The following is a 22,845-nucleotide window of genomic DNA, read 5'->3' on the forward strand; positions in this document are numbered from 1 at the left end:
AACTTAATAATTTTTTCTCAACGTTTCCGATGGTAATCAGAGGGGTAATCGGGTCTGATTCTTTCAGGGAATAGATATCTAATTTGTCCTCGTCAGAGTCAAACAGGCCCCAATAGGTCGGTAAACCTCGGCTATCGCTTCCCAGATAAATACTCCCGTCCGCAGGTTCGCGCAATTCCCCCTCTGCTAAAACGGGGTGATCAATTAAGCAGGCGATTTCCGTTGCCTCTGGCTCGGTTGTGGGGTCGTCTTTTAGGCTTACAGTGATATATTCCACCGTTTCAACTTCTTCAAATTCATTAGCGATCGCTTCCCCAATGGCATCTAACCAGGTTTGTTTATAGGACAAGCTGCCAAACTGTTTCACATCTTCTTTACTCAGTCCCAACTCAGCCGCGTCCTGCTTGAGTTCATTCAGGGATTTCTGTTGTAAAGATTCCGACTGAAGCCGCTTAACGGCTACACTAGCTGACGTCATAATAGAGTCATCTCCTATTAGTAGGGATATACGGCCCACTGGTGAAACGTTTGGAAGACAGACACCAGTGGGTTTGTTTTTGTGTTCTAGGGATACTGTAACGTTTAAGTACACCCACTGTCAACCCTTCAATGTTAAGATGTGGGTGTAGAGTAGAATTAATATGCACCTATGACTGTTCAAACCGTGCCTAGCAAGCTTCCTAGAGTTAACGTCTATATTGATCCAGATCTCAAAGAGAAGGGAGAGAAACTGGCCAAGAAACGGTTCCGTTCTCTGTCTAACCTTTTAGCCTGGTTGCTAATTCAAGAGGTAGAGAAGGCAGAAAAGGACGGAGAAATAGAGAACCAAGAGTAAAGCTCAAAATGCCATCACAAACAACTCAACCCCCTAGCATTTTGCCGGGGGGTTGTTTGCTAGGTCTAGGATTAGGTTTTAACTGCAATCAAGATGATAGTAAATCCTAAACTTTAAGGGTAAAATTAAATTAGTTCATCACGTTTATAAACCATCCCGTTAAAAGGATGGTTTTTGCTTTAACTCAGAAGGCTTAAAGCTTGTCTGATAGCGTCTTTAATTTTACCCCCAGCGTTAGCTCTTAAGGTTAGGGCATCCTCTAGGATATCCTTTACTTGTTGACTTATACCTGTATTCAGGTTTGACTGTTCCGTTGTATCTATACTTGTATTCAGGTTTATCTGTTCGGTCGTCTCTATACTTGTATTCAAGTTTTGGTTACACTCAGTTAACTCAGTTTTTAGGGTATTAGTCTCAAGAGTAGATTCTAACTCTTTATTCTGTTTCCTTAGCTCCTCAATAGTTGTATTCAAGTTTTGGTTAGCTTGTTTTAACGCCTCAATTTCCGTTTTCAGTTCCGTTAATTCCGTCGCTGATTCCGATGGTTGAACCTCTCCCAAATGCCATTGATTAATCAAATTAACAACAGCCGCTTTAATGGGTTCTGGACATCTAACCTGGACGGTAGTGTAGTCAGCCCGTTTCCCCCGTCCCCCTTTAGGCCTCACCATAATCTCATCAGTGGCCATAGGTTATAAAGTTGTATTCAAGTTTATTCCCTCATCCTACGGTCATCCTTTGGAGATGTCAATACCTGTATTCAAGTTTAATTTAACAACCGTCAACCTTACCCCCCTGCTGTCCCATGCCGCCGGGGGTAGTCATCCGTTGGGAGGTTTGGTTAAAAGTCAAATAGCGATCGCTAAAAAAGGGTGACGGTTCAGAAGTCCTTCTGTGTAAGGGTTTAAAAAAAAGGTGACGGTTCAACTGGGGTGGTGACGGTTGGGTGACGGTTCAGGTGACGGTTCAGAACTCCCTCTATATATATCTTTCAGCCATTGGTGACGGTTCAACCCCTATTTAAGGAAAAAAAATAGAGAAAAAAATAAAAAGGATAAGGGGAATAGTCGGGAAAGGAAAGGTTAGGGAAGACATAAGATGCCTCTGTATCAATGTACAAGGGCATTGGGGGGTTATATTCCTAGGAAAATGCTCAGGGGAAATATTAGGGCCAGAATCCGAGAAACGTTGCAACAGCCCGGAACTAACGACTTACCCAACCCTGAATTCTCACCACAGTATATGAACTAGACAATAGATATAGATGATTGAGGCTTGTTTCTAGCAGGCCTCTATTATTGTGTGGGGTTGCCTCTGAAAGTCTGGCTCTGACCGTTTGGGTTATCGGGTTTAGTTGGGGATTGGGAGAGTGATCGCTGTCGTTGCTGTCTGGATTAGAAATTGGGGTGAGGTTGACTGCCATTACCTGAACTATTAAATAAGGTTTCAGGATTATCGGTTTTAGTGGCTCTGGCAGTTCAGGAAGTTGGGTGTTGTTGGAAAAGCTGTTAGGAGAATGTCTCCAAAACGACTCCAAAATTATTGGAGACATTTTGGAGACATTTAGAATAAAAAACAGGGTCTGAAAGGCTTGATTTTGAACGGGTGTGGAGGGATTCGAACCCCCGACTGACGACTTAGAAGGTCGCTACTCTATCCACCTGAGTTACACACCCAATCTATAAGACATTTTACCTTATTCCTGCTCAATTTTTAACACAATCTCAAAAGACTTTTACTCAAGCCATTGACAGATGCCATGTTATTCTGAGTAAATGGCGGAAATAAGAGGTTTGATCTCAAGCCAACTGTCACCCGTAAAGATCTGCCTAGCGTATCTTTGTCGGGAAAAGTCTGAGGCTTCTAGGCGGAGACAGAAGTTAAGGACTACAATCAAAGACACAGCCGACCGCCAGGACAGGAGTAGGTGCAGAAGTGTCATGTTTATATTGAAACGAACGGATGTTGAAATAACAACGGTTCAACACCCTAGTAAAGATCAGCAGATTCCTGTTTTAAATTATCAGGGACAAACATTTCGCCTGATGAAAATGTTTAGCGCCCAACAAGCGGAAGAGGCGAGAGCATTGTGGCGAGATCTCACTGATAACAAGGGAAAAGCTTGTGTCCTATTAGAAGAATCAGATCGATATAGTGTTTGGGGAAAAGTCCGTTTAGATCAACTCTTGGGAGAAGGTCACGGCGGAACAGACACCAAATTACCTATTTTGACTCAAGCCTGTTTACTCCTCTTGCAAGCCGTGTACTTTGATATTGAAGATTTGCTAGGGGCGAAACAAGCGGGTTCTTTTGAAAAAGATTTGATCAAAATTTTTCAAAAGTCTAAGTTTCCCCAAGCCGATCATTCAGAGGCTATAAAAACCTTACTGACCCTAAATCCCCTGGATAGCCTGCACATTCCACCTTGGCAAGAGAATCACCTCTGCACCTTGCTGCAAGAACTCTATAAGTTAGGGAAAGGCTATTTTGGGAATACCAGTTTTGCTGAAGGGATAGAAGAAGTGCTCGAAGATTTATCGCCAGATGATCGGGATCTGTTTATCAATTGGTTGAGTCAGTCTGCTTTGGACAAACTCTGGATTATGAATTGACCCATGTTAGACTAGCTGATCTGACCTAAATATGGGACGATCTTACCAAAGACTCTTGTTGAAATGCTGGAGTTAAAAACGATCAGCTTCTCAAGGTTGTCTTAATTCTTTAAGTTGCTAGTTATTTTAATCTTATGAGTAGCACTTCACAACAAAAGTCCTCCTTATCGTCCTCCCTGTTTTCGGCACAGGGCTTGGTGATTGCAGGGATTGTGTGGGCTGTTCTTGCCTTGTTATTCTTCCTGCTGTTTAGTGTGACGGTAGAAGGAGAAGAGTTACCTCTGTGGTACTCCATCGGAACCTACTTTTTTGAATTAGGGGCATTTCTGGGAGCCTCGATTGTCTGTTATAGAAACTGGCAAAGTCCCCAGATGGTCAGCGGTCGCAATGTCTGGTTGTGTATCGGGTTAGGGGTATTTTTCTACTTTATCGGGGGTGTCCTGTTTGGGGTATGGGAACTGGTTTGGCATTTAGATCCTGCGGTTTCCATCGCCGATGCCTTTTACGTCCTCAGTTACCTATTTCTGGGTGCGGGGATGATTTTGGCAGTTCTTTCTAAACGAGTGGATTTAGAAATTGCACAGTGGGTTGCTTTGGTGGGGGTAGCCGTTGCAGGAACCGCCTTTGGTTTGTGGGTGGCTAGTCCGACCTTTTTTGGATTACTGGGTTCACCGGAACCTGTGGCCATTGAACAACAGGTTGCTGCACCTTCAGTCCCGACTCCTGGGGTATCTGCCCCTAAAGTAGAAAAACTGAGCACTCAAACCCCAGCAACGCCTGCTGCTGAATCCGAGGAAGAAACTTCACCCGCTCCTTTATGGGTAGAAGCCATTGATAGCAAACTCGAACCCCTCGAATTCGGGGTGAACTTGTTCTATATTATCGGGGATGTTTTCCTGTTAATTTTAGCAACAGCCCTGATTTTAGCGTTTTGGGGCGGACGATTTTCTCAATCGTGGCGGATGATTGCATTTGCGATCTTTTCCCTTTACATTGCGGATATGTACTTCAAATGGTCTGACTCCCGACTGGAAGGGGACTATGAAAGTGGCGGTTTGCTAGAGGTGTTCTTTGTGTTTACGGGGGTTTTATTTGCGGTTGGCGCAATTTTGGAATACGACATCTCCACCCGTTCTCGTCAAAGCCGACGGAGCAGACGCACGGCGAAAAGTTAATCGATTGACCTGTTAGTCGAATTCTCGATATCCATCGGATCACCCTGATTAACCCCAACGTTAAATCTGATTCCTATTTTCATCCCTAACCCTTTGACATGAAGTGACTCCCAACTCAATGACATCCACGAAACTTTCTGAATCTGAAAAACAGGAAATTATTAGGCTCTATCAAGAGGTGCCAGAGGAAACAACGATAACTTTGGCAGAACGCTATGGAGTCAGTAGCTCAACGGTGAGACGAGTCCTGCAAAATGCTGTTCCTAAAGATGTTTATGACATTCTGACAACTCAAAAACAGCGTCTTCATCGTGCGGGTAAACGCTCCCTAGAGGATCTGGGTGATTTGGATATTGCCGAAACCCAACTCACTCTTGATTTGGAGACACCTGAACCTGTAGAGGTTTCCCGCGAATCTACACTGATACTGCCTCGTAAGCGTAAACGCTCATCTGCCCTTGAGTCGGAGCCTATAGAATCTAACGCTTCTAATTCTTTAGGAGAAGATTTTATACAGACTCAAGCGTCTAATTATCAACCCTCTACTCCCGGCTTAGAAGAACTGTTAGCAAAAGATCTGCTTGATTCCAGGGGCCATGTGTTTGGGGACTATGAAGATAATGAGGATGACGAGGAAAACCAGGAAGACGAAGAAGACGAGGATGGGGAAAATCATAATGAGGAGGACTACCTAGACGAGTTTGGCGATGATGAGGATGAGGATGAGGATGAAGACGACAATCGGCACAATCTATTTTCTCACTCTCTGACGAGTGGAGGGACTGCATTAGTCAAGATTTTGCCTTTAACAGAAACGGCATTACCCAGAACCTGCTATTTAGTGATTGACCGCTCCTCAGAATTGATTGCTAAACCTCTGAGAGCGTTTAGTGAGTTAGGAACGATTCCAGAGGAGGAAATTCTGGAAAAAACCCTTCCTGTGTTTGATAACCACCGGGTAGCGAGTCGTTTCTCAGGACGAAACCAACGGGTGTTTAAAGTCCCCGATGGCCGACTCCTGAGAAAAGCTGCCCCCTATCTACAGGCTAAAGGAATCACTAGATTGTTAATTGATGGCCAAGTCTATCGATTTTGAAGCAGACAGCAGACAGGAGACAGAAAAGGGTTTCCCGTCTTTCTCCTGTTCTCCCCCTGCTCTCTCTATTTCGTTGCTTGTAATAAACCAAAACGAATCAATCCGGTTTCATAGCCTCGACTCATGAGCGGTAAGGCGAGAGCCGCTTGAATCGTTGTCCAGCCACTCAATACTAAACCCATCAGGGCGCGAAGATCGAAGGCTGAATTAATCACAGTATTCCAAAAAGGGGCAACGGATACAGACCAATCGGCGGTTTGGAGATGGTTAAACCCAATTTGAGTGGCGATCGCTTCATATTCAGGTAAAGAAATCACATAAGGTAAGGCATAAACCCGATAAATTTCGGCTAAATGACGACGTTCTGCATCGTTAAGTTGTCCGGCATTTCCCTCTAAGGGACGATGACACCAAGTCGCCATCAGTAACGTTCCTCCGGGTTTCAACACTCGATAAGATTCCTGCAAAAACTTAATTTTATTCGGGAAATGTTCAGCACTTTCTAAAGACCACACCAAATCAAAGCGATTCGCCTCAAAGGGCATTTCTAAGGCATCAGCTACCAAAAACTTCGTTTTTGTCTGTAATTGGGCTTCTAGGGCACGTTCTGTGGCTCTTTTAGCTTGAACAGGACTCAGGGTAATCCCTGTAACCTCAGCTTGAAATTTATCGGCTAAATATAAGCTACTTCCCCCAATACCACAGCCCACATCCAGAATTTGAGATAATGTCAAAGGGTTTGAGGTCAACCCCCAGTTTAAAAGTTCTTCAATTAAATCAATCTGGGCTTGACGTCGTTCTTTTTTGAGGGTTCCATCTGGCCCATAATATCCATGATGTAAATGTTCTCCCCAAATTTCTTCCCATAAACCAGAAGAAGAATCATAGAATTGCTGAATTTGTTGATATAACGTTGAGTTCATCTGAATCAATCAAAGAATTTTTTTCGGACACACTTCGGTAAGCGTCTCTAAAGTATGATTCTATTGATTCGGAATTGTCTTGTAACTTAACTTGAAGATTGAGCTTAAACTCCCATGACCGTATCTCGAACAATAGGTTTAGGTTTCCTGGCGGTGATTACCGTTGGGGCTATTTTGCTGATGTTGCCCTTTTCCTTGAGTGACGGAACCTGGGGTAATCCTCTGACAGCTTTATTTACTGCCACTTCTGCGGTGTGCGTGACGGGGTTATCCGTTGTGGATGTAGGGAAATTTTACTCGTTTTGGGGCCAGTTTATTTTAGTGTTACTGGTTCAGGTGGGAGGATTAGGATACATGACCGTTACCACCTTTTTATTATTAGTATTAGGTCGGAAGTTTCGCCTCAAGGATAAATTAGCTTTACAACAATCCTTAGATGCTTCGGGAATAGCGGGGGCTGTTCCTTTATTAAAATCTATTGTGGCAACTACAGCTATCTTTGAGATAACAGGAGTTTTTCTCTTGTTATTTGTGTTTGTTCCTGATTTGGGATGGAATCAAGGATTATGGTTCTCTATCTTTCATAGTTTAAATGCTTTTAATAATGCGGGTTTTGGTTTATTATCTGATAATTTTATCAGCTATGTTCACTCCCCTTTATTGAATTTTGTGATTACCTTTCTGATTATTTGGGGAGGTATGGGTTATCAAGTGATTCAAGAACTTTATTTATGGATTCGGAATCGTTTTTCTAAACATCCCCTGCGTCGGGATTTTTCCGTTCACTTTCGAGTTGTTACTTCCACAACAGTTTTTCTATTAATTTTAGGCACAGTTTTAGTGTTCTTCACAGAATATCGTAATCCAGGAACCTTAGAACCCCTTAATTTTCCTGATCAAATCATGGCTGCTTGGTTTCAATCGGTCACGACTCGAACCGCCGGATTTAATACCATTAATAATGGAGCATTAACCGTTGGCGGGTTATTTGTATCGATTATTTTGATGTTTTTGGGGGCTAGTCCAGGGGGAACGGGAGGAGGGATTAAAACCACAACGATTCGGATTTTATTCAATGCGACTCGCTCGGCTTTACAAGGACGAGAAGAAGTGATTTGTTATAAACGCCAAATTCCATTACCTTTAATTTTAAAAGCTATTGGTGTTTTATTGGGTTCATTTGTCGTCATTTGTATTTCGACAATTCTCATCTCTTTAAGTCAACCTGAAATTGATTTCGATCCCATTTTGTTTGAAGTCGTTTCTGCCTTTGCAACCGTGGGATTATCAACGGGAATTACAGCGAGTTTAACCCCCTTGAGTAAACTGATTATTATTAGTACAATGTATATGGGTCGGGTTGGGGTATTGTTGTTAATGTCAGCAATTTTAGGAGATCCTAAACCAACCTCCATTGACTATCCTGAAGAAAATCTTTTAGTCGGATAAAACTTTAATTTCCTCTTTCTGGAAAACCCACAATATGAATCTCTCTTCTTGGAATTTTTTACGCAATCTCAGAACCGAAAAAAAACAATTTGCTGTAATTGGATTAGGTCGTTTTGGGAGTGCCGTTTGTTCAACATTGCACAAAAGCGGTTATGAAGTTCTGGCGGTTGATAAAGAAGAAAAGCGAGTAACTTCAGCATTAAGTGATCAAATAGCTTCCCATGCGTTACTCTTAGATTCAACAGAAACCTCTGCACTTCGAGAAGCGGGAATTTTAGAATTTGATACGGTAATTGTGGCGGTGGGTAGTTTTTTGGCTGAAAGTATTACCACCACTTTAAACTTAAAAGAAGGGGGTGTTACTAATGTCATTGCCAAAGCTTCATCGGAAACCCATGTTAAATTATTAAATAAAGTTGGGGCGGATTTGGTGGTCTTTCCCGAACAAGAAATGGGACAACAATTAGCTCGACAATTAACCCGTCCTCGTTTAATTGAACAATTTGAACTGGATGCGGAACATAGTATTGTAGAGATGATTGTTCCTGATGAATTTGATGGCAAAACCATTGCTGAATTAGAACTCCGCCGTCGCTATGGATTAAATCTTTTAGCAATTAAAAATGAAGGGGATAAAATGGATATTAATCCCCTTTCTAATCGACGACTTTACAAAGGAACCTTAATTGTTGTTGTGGGTTCTAATCAGGATATTAATCGTTTAGCGGGTTAGAATTTATCCGCGATTAATTATCCTGTGGATTTTGTTGAGGGATGATTTTACCTAAACTTAAATCGTCTAAATCAATCCCTCTTAAACCCCGTTCTTCAAGTTGATTAAATAACCGAGTTAGCTGATACCAAACTAATCCCGCCATTAATACCGTTAAAGGAATAGAAAACCCATAAGCAATGATTCCTGAAAAGGCAAAAACTTGCAAACAGGAAGCCAGAAAAATACAAATTCCTAATGCCACTCCCGAAAAGGGAAAAAAGACTTGAGTACCTCGCAGGTTCGCTAAATTACGAGTTGAACGGTTTTTAGACCATTCTTTTAACAGTTGTTTGAGCGTCACAACAAAGGCGGTACAGGAAGTTATTCCAATGAATAAACCCGCAACCAGTAAAAGCAAAGGTGGATCAGCAGAATTATACATAAATTATGGGTTGGTTGTTAACGGTTGATGGTCATCAGTGTCAACTTAAGCCGAAAACCTGTGATTACAGCCGAGAACAGATCCCCCTAAATCCCCCCTTCGGCAGGCTCAGGGCATAGCCTTAAAAAGGGGGACTTTGATCTCCTGTTCCCCCCTTTCCAAGGGGGGCTAGGGGGGATCTAGGACACTTAAAAAAATCAAAGAACTTTCGGTAACAAGCCTACTTTTAGCGCGATTGTTGACGCCAATGGTTGACGGTTGACCATTAACCGAGTTTTTTACTTCTTCCCTGTTCCCTGTTCCCTGTTCCCTGTTCCCTTTTGTTCAACAATTAAAGTTTAAGGGCCGCAACTTGATCAGTTGAAAATTGGGAGATTGCACCCCAAGCCGCATCGAACAAACGACTGGGTTGTAAATCAGGTTGAATTAAACTCCATAACCGTTGAACTTCTGCGGTATGGAGGCGATCATCTTCTGTTAACGCCAAAATAATTTGTCGTCGTAAGAAGTCTCCCTCATCAGACAGTAAATATTTTAATCCTAATTGTGCCGTTGGTAATAGATCAAAATTCCGATCTGAACGAGCGATCGCAATCATATTTTCTAACCGTTGCCATTGAAATTTCCCATCCTTAAATAAAACTTCAATTAAACGACGGCGTAAGGCTGGAGTTTCCCCATTTAATAAGCGACGGGCGACATAAGGATAAGCCACATCCACAATTTTAAAATCAGGATTTAAACTCAAAGCAATGCCTTCCTGCGTCACCAGAGAGCGAATAATTAAGGCAAATTGAGCCGGAACTCGGAAGGGATATTCATACATCAATTCCGAAAAACTATCGGTAATCGTTTTAAAATTAAAATCCTTAACACTGGTTCCCATCACATTTCCTAAAACCGATTCTAAGGCGGGGATAATCGGTCTAATATCAGTTTCGGGAGATAAAAACCCTAATTTAACGAAATCAATTGCCAGTTGATCATAATCTTTATTGATCAAATGCACCACTGAATCCACGAGGGTTTCTTTGGTGTTTTGTTCCAACTGATCCATCATCCCAAAATCAATAAATGCCATGCGACCATCGGGCAGAGCAAATAAATTACCGGGGTGAGGATCGGCGTGGAAAAAGCCAAATTCTAACAACTGTCTTAAACCACTGGTGACTCCAATTTGAATCAGAGCATCTTGATCTAATCCAGCGGCTTTAATTCGTTCCGTATCCGTCAATTTAAAGCCATTAATCCACTCCAAAGTTAAAACACAAGTTGTGGTGTAACGCCAATAAATTGAGGGAACTTTAACATGAGAATCATCGGCAAAATAAGTAGCAAAGCGTTCAGCATTGCGCCCTTCATTAATATAGTCAATTTCCTCAAATAACTTAATCCCAAATTCATCGACAATTAAGGTTAAATCATGACCTAAATTTAACGGCAACCAAGGAGAAAGCCATCCCGCAGCCCAGCGCATTAAATATAAATCTAAGGTCAAAACGGGTAATAAATTCGGGCGCTGTACCTTAACAGCCACTTCTTCTCCGGTTCGCAGTCGAGCGCGATAAACTTGACCTAAACTCGCCGCCGCAATGGGTTCAGGAGAAATTTCGCTGTAAATTAGATCTAAATCTTGGTCTAATTCTGCTTCAATAATTGCCATTGCCTGCTCATGATTAAAGGGAGGCAATTGATCTTGAAGTTTAGTTAATTCCTCTAAAAAATCCTTACGAATTAAATCAGGACGAGTGGAAAGAGCTTGACCGACCTTAATATAGGTGGGGCCTAAATCGGTGAGAACATGGCGGAGGTGGGCTGCTCGTTCGGGGGTATGTTCAACGTCTCGATGTTGCCATTGATCCCATAATAAACCCAGAAGAAACCCGGCAAAGTGCCAAATTATTAGGATTGTTCGCCCAATTGCTAACCAAGGACGACGACGATAATAGCGGGCAATCTCCTGTGGGTCATAACGTCGTCTTGATGTTCCTGCCTGTGGATTCACGCTTGTAATAGTCCTCTGTTACCGTTAAATTGTTAGGTTTTGGATAAAAAGTTGACGGTTGACGATTGATGATTGATCAACAACGGACAACCGATACCGAATCAACCAAGATTTGTGAAATTTTTTATCGTTTCATTACATTACAGTATACAAAAATTGCAACGGTAGAAACGCTTTATAGCACATCTTTACCGTTGTGGCGTTTGAACTAATCCTTCTTTCAGGGCATCAATGACTTGCTGTTGTTGGTCTGGGGATAATTCCGGGAACAACGGTAAAGATAAAACTTCCTGACAAACGGCTTCAACATTGGTCAGTTGATGGGGTTGATATCCTAAATTTTGATAAACGGGTTGTTGATGGAGGGGAATGGGATAGTAAATCATAGAACCAATTCCCTTTTCCTGGAGATAATTTCGCAGGTAATCTCGGGGTTTGAGATCAGAATTCAATCCGTCGGAGGTTGATAGAACCCGGATGGTGTATTGGTTCCACACACTCTGGCCCCCAGCAATTTCTTGGGGAGTGATGATTTCAGCAAGAGGATAGAGAAATTGGTGATATCGTTGAGCGACGGCTTGCCGTTGTTGGTTCCAAGTGTCAAGATACGGCAGTTTAATTCGTAAAATAGCAGCTTGCAACGCATCCAAACGGCTATTAATCCCGATGGTTTCTGAACGATAGCGGCTGGCTTGACCATGTTCTTTAATAATTCTCATGGACTGAGCCAAAGTTGGATCTTGGGTCGTTACAGCCCCCCCATCTCCACAAGCTCCTAAATTTTTAGTGGGGAAGAAACTAAAACAGCCAATATGTCCAATACTGCCGACCTTTTGCCCTTGCCAAGTGGCTCCCGTTGCTTGAGCACAGTCTTCAATCACTGCTAAATGATAGGATTGGGCGATCGCCATTAACCGAGTCATATCTACAGGTTGACCAAATAAATGCACCGGAATAATGGCTTTGGTTCTTTCAGTAATGGCCTTGGGGATTTGTTCGAGATCGAGATTAAAGGTTTGAGGATCAATATCAACAAACACAGGAGTTGCCCCCACCGCACTAATCATTTCGGCTGTAGCGATAAAGGTAAACGGTGTGGTAATCACTTCATCCCCTGGCCCGATATTGAAAGCGCGTAAAGCCAAAAATAAAGCATCGGTTCCTGAGTTGCAAGCAATGGTTTCTCGGACTCCAATATATTGCCCAAACTCCTGCTCAAAGGCTTCGACGATGGAACCTCCAATATAACGACCCGAAGCCAAGACCGCTTGCACCGCTTGGCTGACTTCATCCTGAATTAATTTGTACTGTTGGCTTAAATCAAGGGGAGGGACTGTATTCACGTTTCACACCACCAAGTAAAATTTAAAGTTAGTTCGTTTTCTGAGGAACGTTTTTTGATTTCCTTAGATTTTACAGATTTGGGGCTTTCAGGAGACTAATTGTGATCCCAATTGCTGTTTCTGCCGTTGCACTGTTGAGAATAACAGGAGTTAATGTTGATAGCAAGTCTCCAAACTCGGCTTCCGTTAGGAGTTCTGGGTTAGGGGTTGGCAAAAATCTGTAATTGGGGATTTCTGTAGCCCTATTGTCTTTGCCCTTAGAGCTTGAAGATGAAAGGATTTTGATTTTAACTTCTTAATTATTTTCTATAATTTTTGGGGATTAAACTGGTAAAATTGTTAAAGGTTGAATCTGCATCCCAAGAGCGTGCAAAGGTGATCAATTCTTCCTGTCGGAGAGTACCTCATTTTTGATTCACTTTTGGGAAATAGAGGGGCTTTCTATTGATTTTTTTTGTATAAGACTGGATTTCAAGTGACTATTTTACCAAAAAAATACCATTTGTTATCCTCTTTCCCCGAAGAATACAGCCTGAACAATTTGCTATTTGACTCAGCCTGTGAGGTCGGGAACAGTCGTCAAAATTTTTTAGTTCCCCTTAGCCTATTTTCTCCGGTTTACGGTGATGGTCAAGAGTGAAACCTGAGTCCCTTCATCAACAGGCCGAAACACCAGATATAGAATCTCTGGAAAAATTATCGTTTATTACATCCCTTAACTTATGTCTGAATTTCAGGATTTTCTAAGACGAAAAGTTGCCTACGTTGCTATCGGTGAATTCAAACCGGGTAAATTTAAAGAAGCTCAAACATTATTTGAAAAAGCCGTAGCCACTTATAAACAAGGCTTTCAAGGGGCTTACTTACTTCAAGAGCCGGGAACCGATAAAGGAATTGCCATTATTTTTTGGGAAGATATTGGCGATATGGATGTCTCTGATAATCAAACAGAAGCCTATCAATCTATTATGAATGAAATGGCAACTTTATTTGTCAAAGCACCCACGACATCGTTTTATGAAGTGAGCAGTGCTATTCGTTTAGAGCAACTTGCAGAAGCGCTATTGCGATAAAATTTTGATCGGTTTCGACTTTTTAAACCGATTAAAATCTGTGGTTATACCAACAAAACCCGCGCCTGCGGGTTTTTAAGATTAAAGATGGGATTTATTAATTGTATAACACCTTATTAATCGCCTACACTGCACTTACACACCCTACAATTGAGGTGAATTATGGAATCAATGATTAAACTTTCGGCCCTGAATACCAGTTTAATCGAAGTTCGCTTAATTGAAGGTCGGGATCAGGCCTGTATTTGGGTGAATGAACATTATTTTTCTTTGGTAACGGGGCAAAAACTTAATATTTCTTCTAGCTTACAAGAAGGAGTTAATTTATTGAATTTTATGATTAAAACTTACAGTCTAAAAGAACGAATTCTCAGAGGGTTATTTAATCAAGATTGGTGTGGACGTTTTGAACTTTATATTGATGGAAAATTACGCGGAACCTATAATCAAAATGGCGGTGAGCTTCTGGGTTCCGGTGAATATACCGTTGCTAAAATTGAACTCAATATTGATCCTGCTCCCCCTGTTCCCACCCAAGAACCTAATACTGATTCTATCAAAAAACCTAATACTGATCCTATCAAAAAACAACTTTTAAATATTATGAACAGCTTACAAAATATTTGGGGGATGAATCCTACCCATTTTGAAAATGTAGGATATTCAACCCCCTACATTATATTAGAGAATAATATAAAAATCAATGTTTGGAAAAACTTAGCAAAAGTTGATTATGTATTTTTGATTGACCCGGCGGGAAATTGTTGTTTTGCGGGTTATGTGGGATGGATTCATCGTAAAAAATTCTATCGAGCTTTACAACAAATTCGGAATGATTACTCTAATATTTAATAAGCGATCGCCTTTAATTTCATCTAATCCGAGAACCAATCTCAACCCCAAGTTGCAATTTTTAACCAAAATATTACAATATTTAATAAGACCTAAAAACCCGTTACATCTATCTCATCTTGAACCATGACTGACCCACTCACTAAATTAACCTACCAAGCATTTCAGCAGGGAAAAAGCTATTTTAGTGTGGCTCATAGCACCCTAACCCATCAACTGCTGAATTGGATTAATCCCATTTCTCCTGAGCGGAAAACCGAACCCCTGAGTCCTGAAATTCTGTTAAAAATCCGACAGTTATTGAATGAAATCCTTGAAACAGACTGGAAAGATGCCGAAAAAGGGGTGTATCCCGTTTCTATTTTATTTGATAATCCCTGGGAGGATTTCTTTCGTTACTATCCGAGCATTTTATTAGAGCTACCTGAACGCAGAGAACGGGCAAATCAAAAACAGCATCAAGATTTTTCTGCTAATATTGATATAGAAGGATATCCGAGTTATTATGTGCAGAACTTCCATCATCAAACCGATGGATATTTGAGTGAGATGTCTGCAAATTTATACGATTTGCAAGTAGAAATTTTATTTTATGGGGGTGCAGATGCCATGCGTCGCCGAGTTCTTGCCCCTTTAAAAACAGGGTTAAACCGATTTAATGATATTCCTGAAAAACAAATTCGGGTGTTAGATGTTGCCTGTGGAACAGGTCGAACCCTGAAAAATATTCGGGCGATGTTACCCAAAGCGTCCTTATTTGGTGTGGATTTATCTCCGGCTTATTTACGAAAAGCCAATCAACTTTTATCGGAAATTCCCCAAGAGTTACCTCAACTGATTCAAGCTAATGCTGAAGAGTTACCCTTTTGTGATGATTTCTTTCATGGCGTTACCTCCGTTTTTTTATTCCATGAATTACCTGCAAATGTTCGTCAAAAGGTAATTAATGAATGTTGGCGAGTGATTAAACCCGGAGGCATTTTTATTATTTGTGATTCCATGCAAATTTCGGATTATCCCGATTTGACACCCCTAATGGAAAACTTTCCCAAGACATTGCATGAGCCCTATTATAATCATTATATTAGGGATGATTTAGTAGAACGATTAGAAAAGGCAGGATTCCAAAATATTACCACTCAAAACCATTTTGCCAGTAAATATTGGATTGCCCATAAATCGGTTTAAAGGTTGGGTTGATACAACCCTTGTGACTTCACCTAACCCTCTCCTTAGCAAGGGGAGGGCGACTTAGGATACAATTCAATAAACGCGAGTAACAGTATTGTCAGCACCCCGCTCTAAAGAGACGGGGCTTCATGCCTCTAACTTTGGATAGCTGACCAGCCTGAGCCTAACGGCTACGTTATCGGCAAGTGTTCAAGAACCCACCAATAGATGCGTAGCTAGTCTGTTGCTCTGGAACTTAAAAGTTAAACAGTTTTACGAGGGGTAAAACAGTGCTTTTGAGATAGTTACCGACCGATAACATTGGCGTTCGCGCAGCGTGTGCGAAGCACTCAGCTAACTTCACCCTAGAAATAGGAGTGGGAGAAATCCCAAAAAAAAACAGGAATCGGCAAATACAACAATTTTTGTCGGTTCCCAATCTAGTATTCACGGAGAATAAATTCTCCTGAGTCGTTTTTCCTCCGCGCTCTGAACAGACGCGGTTTCCAAACTTCCCATTTTTTTATTATGACAAGTACAGAACAAGCCCCGTTAACCACTGAAACGAACGACGAACTGATTGAAGATGCCATGGCCACCGTCAAACCTTCCGACGAAATTGAAGCGGTTCTTGCTGGGTTAGCTGAAGACCAAAAGGTGATGGTGGCAACGTCCGAAGCGGGTAAGGTTTGGCAGTTTGAATATGGTAGCGTCGAAGTGTTTGTCCAACTCACGGGAGAAACCGATGAAGATACCCTCACGGTTTGGGCCTCTGTACTGAAATTCCCGGTGAAAAATGAAAACTTGTTAATGCGAAGATTATTAGAAATGAACTGGTTATCAACTTTAGAATCCCATTTTGCCATTGTTAATGATCAAGTTGTGGTTTTATCCAGTCGGACGTTAGCGGATATTTCTGCGAGTGAAATCTCTCGGATTATTACGATTGTAGCAACCATTGCTGATAATAACGATGATCAATTACAAGCAGAATTCGGACTCTAAAGTTTGGCGTTTAATTCCCGTCTTGAACGCATCGGGACATCTGCAAATGGCGATTGACCATTGGTTATTTCACCAACATCAACAAGGTCAACATCCCTCGACTTTGCGGTTTTATCTGTGGGAAACGGCAACGATTTCTTTAGGCTATCATCAAAAAAATTGGCCGCAACATTGGCAAGGGTTAAGGTGGCAAAATCAACCGTTACCCTTAGTCAGACGTCCAACGGGAGGTAGGGCTGTTTTACATCAGGGGGATTTAACCTATGCAGTGATTACCTCTGGATTAACCGACAATCACAAGGCTGCCTATCAAATATTATGCCAATTTTTAATTGAAGGATGGCGATCGCTCGGCGTTGAACTACACTATGGTTGTGGGGGGCGAGGATACATTCACAACCCGAACTGTTTCGCCACTGCCACCAGCGCCGATTTAGTCTTATCCGATGGCACCAAATTAATTGGGAGCGCCCAACTGAGGGGGAATGGAACCATTTTACAACATGGGTCAATCCGGTTAACCCCCGATGCAGAATTATTTCGTCAGGTGTTTGGTTTGGAAATGCCTACACCCACTTTAACCTCAGTCGCTTCACCAGACAGCTTAATTCCAACGGTTATCGAAGCTTTGGCGATGGCGGCTAGTCGTTGTTTTGGGGTGGAATGGGTAATAGAACCCCTTTCGGATCTGGAATTAGAGACAATTGTACAGCAGTATTCAACTCATTGGCAAGTTAGCTAAGAGGTGTTTTCTGTTAAAATCATCAATAATAAACGCATCTGAGTTAAAAACTAAAAAAAGATGGATACAAAAGCATTTAGACGTTCATTACAACAGTCAGAAACCTATCATCGTAAAGGTTTTGGTCATGAAAAAGAAGTTGCGACTGTCATGCAATCTGCCTATCAAAGTTCTTTAATTCAAGAAATTCGAGAGAATAACTATATTATTAAACGCGGTAATGTTACCATTAAAATGGCTCAATCTTTTGGGTTTTGTTGGGGTGTAGAACGGGCAGTGGCAATGGCCTATGAAACTCGCCAGCATTTCCCGACGGAAAATATTTGGATTACTAATGAAATTATTCATAATCCTTCTGTAAATCAACATTTACAGGATATGAAAGTTGAGTTTATTCCGGTAGAAAATGGGAATAAGGATTTTTCCGTGGTCAATTCTGGGGATGTGGTGATATTACCTGCTTTTGGGGCTAGTGTTCAAGAAATGCAAATCTTGAATGAAAAAGGCTGTAAAATTGTCGATACAACTTGTCCTTGGGTTTCTAAAGTTTGGAATACCGTTGAGAAACATAAAAAGAGAGATTATACCTCAATTATTCATGGAAAATATAGCCATGAAGAAACCGTCGCTACCAGTTCTTTTGCGGATAAATATTTAATTGTTTTGAATTATAAAGAAGCAGAATATGTCTCGAATTATATTCTGAATGGGGGCAACCGTGAGGAGTTTTTAGCAAAATTTAGTCGTGCTTGTTCCGAGGGTTTTGATCCTGATCAAGATTTAGTCCAAATTGGTATTGCTAACCAAACAACAATGTTAAAAAGTGAAACCGAACAAATCGGAAAACTTTTAGAACATACGATGATGAAAAAATATGGCCCCGATAACTTAAATCAACATTTTCAAAGTTTTAATACCATCTGTGATGCGACCCAAGAACGCCAAGATGCCATGATTGGAATATTAGATGATCCCTTGGATTTAATGGTTGTTATTGGTGGGTTTAATTCTTCTAATACGACCCATTTGCAAGAAATGTCTATTGAAAAAGGAATTCCGTCTTATCATATTGATTGTTCAGAACGAATTTTAACTGATAATCGTATTGAACATAAACCGTTAGGAAAGCCTTTAGAAATTCAAGAAAATTGGCTTCCAGAGGGTGAAATTTTAGTGGGAATTACGTCTGGTGCGTCTACTCCTGATAAAGTTGTTGAAGAAGTCATTGAAAAGATTTTTGCCCAGCAGTTATCGAGTGTTCAGGGTTAAACCTTAAGGATAGTAATTCTTAAATGTTTACTACGCATTCCTATCCCGTAGAGACGCGCCATGGCGCGTCTCTACTAGATCTATAGTTTCGATTACATTAATAATAATTTTTTCATTAACCATTCTTTTCCTTTATAAGGTGCATAGCGTAAAGGTAAATCGAATAAAAAGGTTTGTTTTAACACACTGCGATAATGGGAAAATCGATCAAACGTAGCTTTTCCGTGAGAACTTCCCATCCCGCTTTCTCCGACTCCTCCAAAGGGCAAAGTTCGACTACTAAACTGTAATAATGTGTCATTTAAACACAGGGTTCCTGATGAAGTTTCTTGTAAGATGCGGTTTTGTTTGTCTTTATTTTGAGAAAATAAATATAATGCTAAGGGTTTGGGACGGCTGTTAATTTGAGCGATCGCTTCTCCTAAATCATCATACTCCAAAATCGGTAAAATCGGCCCAAAAATTTCCTCTTGCATAACCGCATCATCCCAAGAGACTTGATCAATAATTGTGGGGGAAATATACTGAGTTTCGGGGTTGGTTTCACCGCCTGTAATGATTTTACCTGCTTTTAAAAATTCCTGTAATCGGTTAAAATGGAAACGGTTAATGATGCGAGCATAATCAGGGCTAGTGGCGGGATTTTCCCCAAAAAAGGTTTGAATAGATTGTTGCATTGCGGTGATTAATTCTGATTTAATTCGAGAATCTACCAGCACATAATCTGGGGCGATACAAGTTTGACCTGCATTCACAAATTTCCCCCAAACAATCCGTTTTGCTGTATAATCAAATTGAATATCTTCATCCACAATACAAGGGCTTTTTCCACCTAACTCTAAGGTTACAGGTGTTAAATGTTTGGCGGCTGCTTCCATTACAATCTTCCCTACTTTTGTGCCTCCAGTAAAGAAAATATGATCAAACTTTTCAGCTAATAACTCTTGACTGGTTTCCACCCCGCCTTCAACGACAGTAATATATTCAGAATTAAAATTTTTATTAATAATCTCACTAATAATTTTAGACGTATTTTGACTAATTTCTGAGGGTTTTAAAATCGCACAATTACCAGCCGCGATCGCTCCAACCAAAGGAGAAATAAGTAGTTGAAACGGATAATTCCAAGGAGCTATAATTAATACAACTCCTAACGGTTGAGGATAAATCCAGGTTGAAGCAGGAAATTGACTTAAAGAGGGGGTAACTTTTTGCGGTTTAACCCAAGATTTGAGATGTTTAATAGCATAATTAATTTCAGCAACGGGAGCGAGTTCAAAATAAGCTTCCAGATCAGGACGGCCTAAATCCGCTTTGACTGCGTTAATAATAGCCGTTTCATGGTCTGCGATCGCTTGTTTTAAACGATAAAGTTGTTCGAGACGAAACTCGATATCCTGGGTTTGTCCCGTCGCAAAAAAGTCCCGTTGTTGCGCGATTAAATGTTGAATAGCAGTTTTTTCAGTCATTTTCACCTCTCCAAATTTCCCTGATCCCCTTTTATGGTACAACTTGATCAGAGTAAAGTTATTGCAACTGAGGTCAAGCTGAGAATGGCAAACCTAAAAGAAATTTTATATCTTGAAGTTCCTACTCCCGATACTCAACAGGTTTGTGCTTGGTTGCAAAAAAATTTTCAAGCAGAAATGGGAGAAAAAATTATGACTCCCAATGGATTTCGGTTGCGATTTCCCCAGCTTGATCAAAATACACCCGAATGGAGTGAACTTTCAACCTTTGTTTGGTCAGTTCAACGCACCACCTATTTAAAAGTATTTCGAGTGGGTCAACCGCCTAAAGCGCAGGAACAGAAGTTTTTAAAACGCTTAGAAACTGAACTTAGAATCACATTTCCTTATCAATATCCTGAACCTCCAGAGATTAATTTATCCGAACAATCCATTTTTGAAGCCTTAGAAAAAGATTATCCCTTAACGGTTAAATACTTCCAAAAAATGCCCAATGGAGAATTTGATCTGCAACGGGTTTATTGGTGGGAAAAACGGTGGCGAGAAGGGGTGAGAAATCCCCAAACGCCAAAACAAGTTATTTTTAAAACCGATACTTCACAACCGTCGGAATCTCCCAATTATGACTTAATTTATATCGGGGGTGCTTTAGGAGTCATTCATGCCGCAGTCATGGCTAGATTAGGCTATAAAGTGTTATTAATTGAACGCTTACCCTTTGGTCGGATGAACCGAGAATGGAATATTTCTCGCAGTGAGTTAAAAAGTTTAACAGATTTAGGATTATTTACTCAAACCGAGATTGAAAGTTTTATTGCTAGAGAATATAAAGACGGTTTTCATAAATTTTTTGATGCCTATAATCCTGAATTTGCAAAAGCTAAAATTCTTCATACCCCAACAGTCTTAAATGTGGCTTTAAATGCAGAAATTTTACTGAAACTTTCAGGAGAAAAACTAAAAGAAGCTGGAGGAGAAATATGGGATGAAACGGAATTTTTGCAAGCCAATATTGATGCGAATCAAGCCCAGGTTCAATGCCTTCATCTTCCTACCCAAAAGGAACGAATCGCCACTGGTCGTTTATTAGTGGATGCGATGGGAACGGCTTCTCCCATTGCTTGGCAATTAAACGGAGGACGGGCGTTTGATAGTGTTTGTCCGACCGTTGGGGCGGTGATTGATGGCGGGTTTGAACCAGGAGTTTGGGATGCTACATTAGGAGATGTTTTAAATACTCATGGGGATATTTCACGGGGAAGACAGTTAATTTGGGAACTGTTTCCAGGGGGGGGAAATGAATTAACCTTTTATCTATTTCACTATCATCAAGTTAATCCTACAAATCCCGGTTCTTTGTTAGAAATGTATGAAGACTTTTTTACTATTTTACCCGAATATCGTCGATGCGATCTAGATCAATTAGTGTGGAAAAAACCCACTTTTGGTTATATTCCAGGGCATTTTAGTACCGGAAGTCGCGATCGCAAAGTGAGTTTCGATCGATTAATTTTAATCGGAGATGCTGCTTCTTTACAATCTCCGTTAGTCTTTACCGGATTTGGATCTTTAGTGCGAAATTTATCTCGATTAACCGATTTATTAAATACCGCTTTAAAACATAATTTATTAACCGCAGATTGGTTAGATAAAATTCGAGCGTATCAAACTAATGTTTCTGTAACGTGGTTATTTTCTAAAGGAATGATGGTTCCCACAGGCAAATATTTACCGCCCGAAAAAATTAACTCGATTTTAAATACTTTTTTTGGAATTTTAGCAACCGAACCCCAAGATATTGCAGAAACCTTTATTAAAGATCGGACAACTTGGTGGATATTTACCCGGTTAGCCTTAAAAGCCGCCCGCATGAATCCTTTATTATTAGTGTGGATTTTAGACTTTGTAAACTTTGGGGAAGTAGTGCGCTGGACAAAGAATTTTATCCTGTTTATGGTGTTATCGGTGGTGAGTTTTCTTTTCGGTTGGCTTCCCCATTTCGCTCGTCAAATTCAACCTTGGTTAGAACCCCGATATCCTAAACTTTGGATGTGGTTATTAACAACCAGTTATGCTTTAACTGACGGGATGGGGAAACCCCAAGCTCCCCATTTCACAACATTAAAACTCAGGGTTTCTTAAATTTCGGGGTGAAACTCGACGGAATCAATGATAGATTTCTCCGGTTCAAAATGAAAGTTTAAACGTCCAAAACCTAGATCAAAAGAGATTATACTTTGAGGAATATTCAGGCTAACGTTATACCCTAAATCCCGCATTTCTGAAATCACATCACTGGTCGTCCAACCTAAATAAACTTCTAATTCTTCAGGTTGAGGTTGACTGCTAAAGATACAATTTCGATATTTTTTCTTAAGCAATGAGTAATAGTTTGTCCCTGGAGACGTGTAACCCGTAGAGGTGGGTAAAGGGTGCGATCTTAGATGGCGTTTAAGATCCTGTTCCCAAGGGTTTTTTGCCGTTGATGAGGGGGTTAAAGGGATGGGAATCAGCATGAGTTATCCTCCAATCTAAAATTCTTGTAGAAGTACCTTTGTTCCTAGCTTGTTCTATAACTTCCTCGTTTGTCGATAGGGATAAGTTCAGGATTTCAGGTTTCTACTCGTCTATTTGGGGATAGGATTCCCTAAAAAAAGGATGGAAAAGTTC

At 40.8% G+C, this 22,845-nt stretch carries 21 protein-coding genes, 1 tRNA gene and 1 pseudogene; 14 read left to right on the forward strand and 9 right to left on the reverse strand.

Annotated elements, in window-relative coordinates; genetic code table 11:
* Positions 1–478 (reverse strand): annotated as a pseudogene (locus H6G57_RS27060) (hypothetical protein); the annotation flags it as partial.
* A gap of 171 nt (positions 479–649) precedes the next feature.
* Here H6G57_RS27060 and H6G57_RS27065 point away from each other — a divergent pair.
* On the forward strand, positions 650–835 hold the full coding sequence (locus H6G57_RS27065; RefSeq protein ID WP_190524664.1) for a hypothetical protein: 186 nt from the start codon (positions 650–652) through the stop codon (positions 833–835).
* 179 nt (positions 836–1,014) lie between these two features.
* Here H6G57_RS27065 and H6G57_RS27070 read toward each other — a convergent pair whose 3' ends face one another.
* Together H6G57_RS27070 and H6G57_RS27075 are read right to left on the reverse strand one after the other, a co-directional pair.
* A complete protein-coding gene (locus H6G57_RS27070; RefSeq protein ID WP_190524666.1) occupies positions 1,015–1,524 on the reverse strand; it encodes a hypothetical protein in 510 nt (169 codons plus the stop codon).
* Positions 1,525–2,437: 913 nt separating this feature from the next.
* Positions 2,438–2,511, reverse strand: a tRNA-Arg gene (locus tag H6G57_RS27075).
* Between the two features lie 264 nt (positions 2,512–2,775).
* Here H6G57_RS27075 and H6G57_RS27080 point away from each other — a divergent pair.
* The 3 genes from H6G57_RS27080 (at position 2,776) to H6G57_RS27090 (ending at position 5,718) form a co-directional block, all read left to right on the forward strand.
* A complete protein-coding gene (locus H6G57_RS27080) occupies positions 2,776–3,447 on the forward strand; it encodes an Npun_F0813 family protein (RefSeq protein ID WP_072719584.1) in 672 nt (223 codons plus the stop codon).
* A 134-nt stretch (positions 3,448–3,581) separates the two neighbouring features.
* Positions 3,582–4,622 carry a hypothetical protein gene (locus tag H6G57_RS27085; RefSeq protein ID WP_190524668.1) on the forward strand — a complete coding sequence of 347 codons (1,041 nt, stop codon included), beginning with the start codon at positions 3,582–3,584 and terminating at the stop codon, positions 4,620–4,622.
* A 118-nt stretch (positions 4,623–4,740) separates the two neighbouring features.
* Positions 4,741–5,718, forward strand: a complete 978-nt coding sequence (locus H6G57_RS27090; protein ID WP_190524671.1) for a helix-turn-helix domain-containing protein — start codon at positions 4,741–4,743, stop codon at positions 5,716–5,718.
* Between the two features lie 65 nt (positions 5,719–5,783).
* Here the strand turns inward: H6G57_RS27090 and H6G57_RS27095 are convergent, their stop codons facing one another.
* Positions 5,784–6,641 (reverse strand): methyltransferase domain-containing protein, encoded by an 858-nt coding sequence (locus tag H6G57_RS27095; RefSeq protein WP_190524673.1) that lies wholly within the window; start codon positions 6,639–6,641, stop codon positions 5,784–5,786.
* 114 nt (positions 6,642–6,755) lie between these two features.
* On the opposite strand from H6G57_RS27095, the gene H6G57_RS27100 reads away from it, so the two are divergent.
* Both H6G57_RS27100 and H6G57_RS27105 read left to right on the forward strand, forming a co-directional pair.
* Complete coding sequence (locus tag H6G57_RS27100; protein ID WP_190524675.1) at positions 6,756–8,090, forward strand: TrkH family potassium uptake protein; 1,335 nt, start codon at positions 6,756–6,758, stop codon at positions 8,088–8,090.
* 34 nt (positions 8,091–8,124) lie between these two features.
* The gene (locus tag H6G57_RS27105) at positions 8,125–8,823 is read left to right on the forward strand and encodes a TrkA family potassium uptake protein (protein ID WP_190524677.1); all 699 of its coding nucleotides are present in this window, start codon (positions 8,125–8,127) and stop codon (positions 8,821–8,823) included.
* A gap of 13 nt (positions 8,824–8,836) precedes the next feature.
* Here H6G57_RS27105 and H6G57_RS27110 read toward each other — a convergent pair whose 3' ends face one another.
* Together H6G57_RS27110 and H6G57_RS27115 are read right to left on the reverse strand one after the other, a co-directional pair.
* A complete protein-coding gene (locus H6G57_RS27110) occupies positions 8,837–9,247 on the reverse strand; it encodes a hypothetical protein (protein WP_190524679.1) in 411 nt (136 codons plus the stop codon).
* Positions 9,248–9,578: 331 nt separating this feature from the next.
* Positions 9,579–11,252 (reverse strand): AarF/ABC1/UbiB kinase family protein, encoded by a 1,674-nt coding sequence (locus H6G57_RS27115; protein ID WP_190524681.1) that lies wholly within the window; start codon positions 11,250–11,252, stop codon positions 9,579–9,581.
* Positions 11,253–11,320: 68 nt separating this feature from the next.
* Here H6G57_RS27115 and H6G57_RS27120 point away from each other — a divergent pair, with 68 nt between their 5' ends.
* On the forward strand, positions 11,321–11,464 hold the full coding sequence (locus tag H6G57_RS27120) for a hypothetical protein (RefSeq protein WP_190524683.1): 144 nt from the start codon (positions 11,321–11,323) through the stop codon (positions 11,462–11,464).
* Here the strand turns inward: H6G57_RS27120 and H6G57_RS27125 are convergent.
* Positions 11,441–12,595, reverse strand: a complete 1,155-nt coding sequence (locus tag H6G57_RS27125; protein WP_190524685.1) for a DegT/DnrJ/EryC1/StrS aminotransferase family protein — start codon at positions 12,593–12,595, stop codon at positions 11,441–11,443. The two genes, H6G57_RS27120 and H6G57_RS27125, sit on opposite strands and share 24 nt — an antisense overlap.
* A 722-nt stretch (positions 12,596–13,317) precedes the next feature.
* Between H6G57_RS27125 and H6G57_RS27130 the strand changes: the two genes are divergently transcribed.
* The 6 genes from H6G57_RS27130 to H6G57_RS27155 all read left to right on the forward strand — a co-directional run bounded on the left by H6G57_RS27130 (position 13,318) and on the right by H6G57_RS27155 (position 18,706).
* Entirely contained in the window at positions 13,318–13,668 is a 351-nt protein-coding gene (locus H6G57_RS27130) for an antibiotic biosynthesis monooxygenase (protein WP_072719594.1), read from the forward strand.
* A 162-nt stretch (positions 13,669–13,830) separates the two neighbouring features.
* The gene (locus H6G57_RS27135; RefSeq protein ID WP_190524686.1) at positions 13,831–14,520 is read left to right on the forward strand and encodes a hypothetical protein; all 690 of its coding nucleotides are present in this window, start codon (positions 13,831–13,833) and stop codon (positions 14,518–14,520) included.
* A gap of 126 nt (positions 14,521–14,646) precedes the next feature.
* Positions 14,647–15,708 (forward strand): class I SAM-dependent methyltransferase, encoded by a 1,062-nt coding sequence (locus H6G57_RS27140; protein ID WP_190524688.1) that lies wholly within the window; start codon positions 14,647–14,649, stop codon positions 15,706–15,708.
* A 510-nt stretch (positions 15,709–16,218) separates the two neighbouring features.
* Entirely contained in the window at positions 16,219–16,695 is a 477-nt protein-coding gene (locus H6G57_RS27145; protein ID WP_190524690.1) for a YbjN domain-containing protein, read from the forward strand.
* Entirely contained in the window at positions 16,664–17,437 is a 774-nt protein-coding gene (locus tag H6G57_RS27150; protein ID WP_190524692.1) for a lipoate--protein ligase family protein, read from the forward strand. The genes H6G57_RS27145 and H6G57_RS27150 overlap by 32 nt, the downstream gene beginning before the upstream one ends.
* Before the next feature lie 60 nt (positions 17,438–17,497).
* Positions 17,498–18,706, forward strand: a complete 1,209-nt coding sequence (locus H6G57_RS27155; protein WP_190524694.1) for a 4-hydroxy-3-methylbut-2-enyl diphosphate reductase — start codon at positions 17,498–17,500, stop codon at positions 18,704–18,706.
* Between the two features lie 92 nt (positions 18,707–18,798).
* Here the strand turns inward: H6G57_RS27155 and H6G57_RS27160 are convergent, their stop codons facing one another.
* The gene (locus H6G57_RS27160) at positions 18,799–20,217 is read right to left on the reverse strand and encodes an aldehyde dehydrogenase (protein WP_255528411.1); all 1,419 of its coding nucleotides are present in this window, start codon (positions 20,215–20,217) and stop codon (positions 18,799–18,801) included.
* Between the two features lie 42 nt (positions 20,218–20,259).
* Between H6G57_RS27160 and H6G57_RS27165 the strand changes: the two genes are divergently transcribed.
* The gene (locus H6G57_RS27165) at positions 20,260–22,317 is read left to right on the forward strand and encodes a flavin-dependent dehydrogenase (RefSeq protein ID WP_190524698.1); all 2,058 of its coding nucleotides are present in this window, start codon (positions 20,260–20,262) and stop codon (positions 22,315–22,317) included.
* Here the strand turns inward: H6G57_RS27165 and H6G57_RS27170 are convergent.
* Positions 22,314–22,691, reverse strand: a complete 378-nt coding sequence (locus tag H6G57_RS27170) for a hypothetical protein (protein WP_190524700.1) — start codon at positions 22,689–22,691, stop codon at positions 22,314–22,316. The two genes, H6G57_RS27165 and H6G57_RS27170, sit on opposite strands and share 4 nt — an antisense overlap.
* Between the last annotated feature and the right edge of the window lie 154 nt (positions 22,692–22,845).

The sequence above is a fragment of the Planktothrix sp. FACHB-1365 genome (assembly GCF_014697575.1).
In the GTDB taxonomy this organism is placed as follows: domain Bacteria; phylum Cyanobacteriota; class Cyanobacteriia; order Cyanobacteriales; family Microcoleaceae; genus Planktothrix.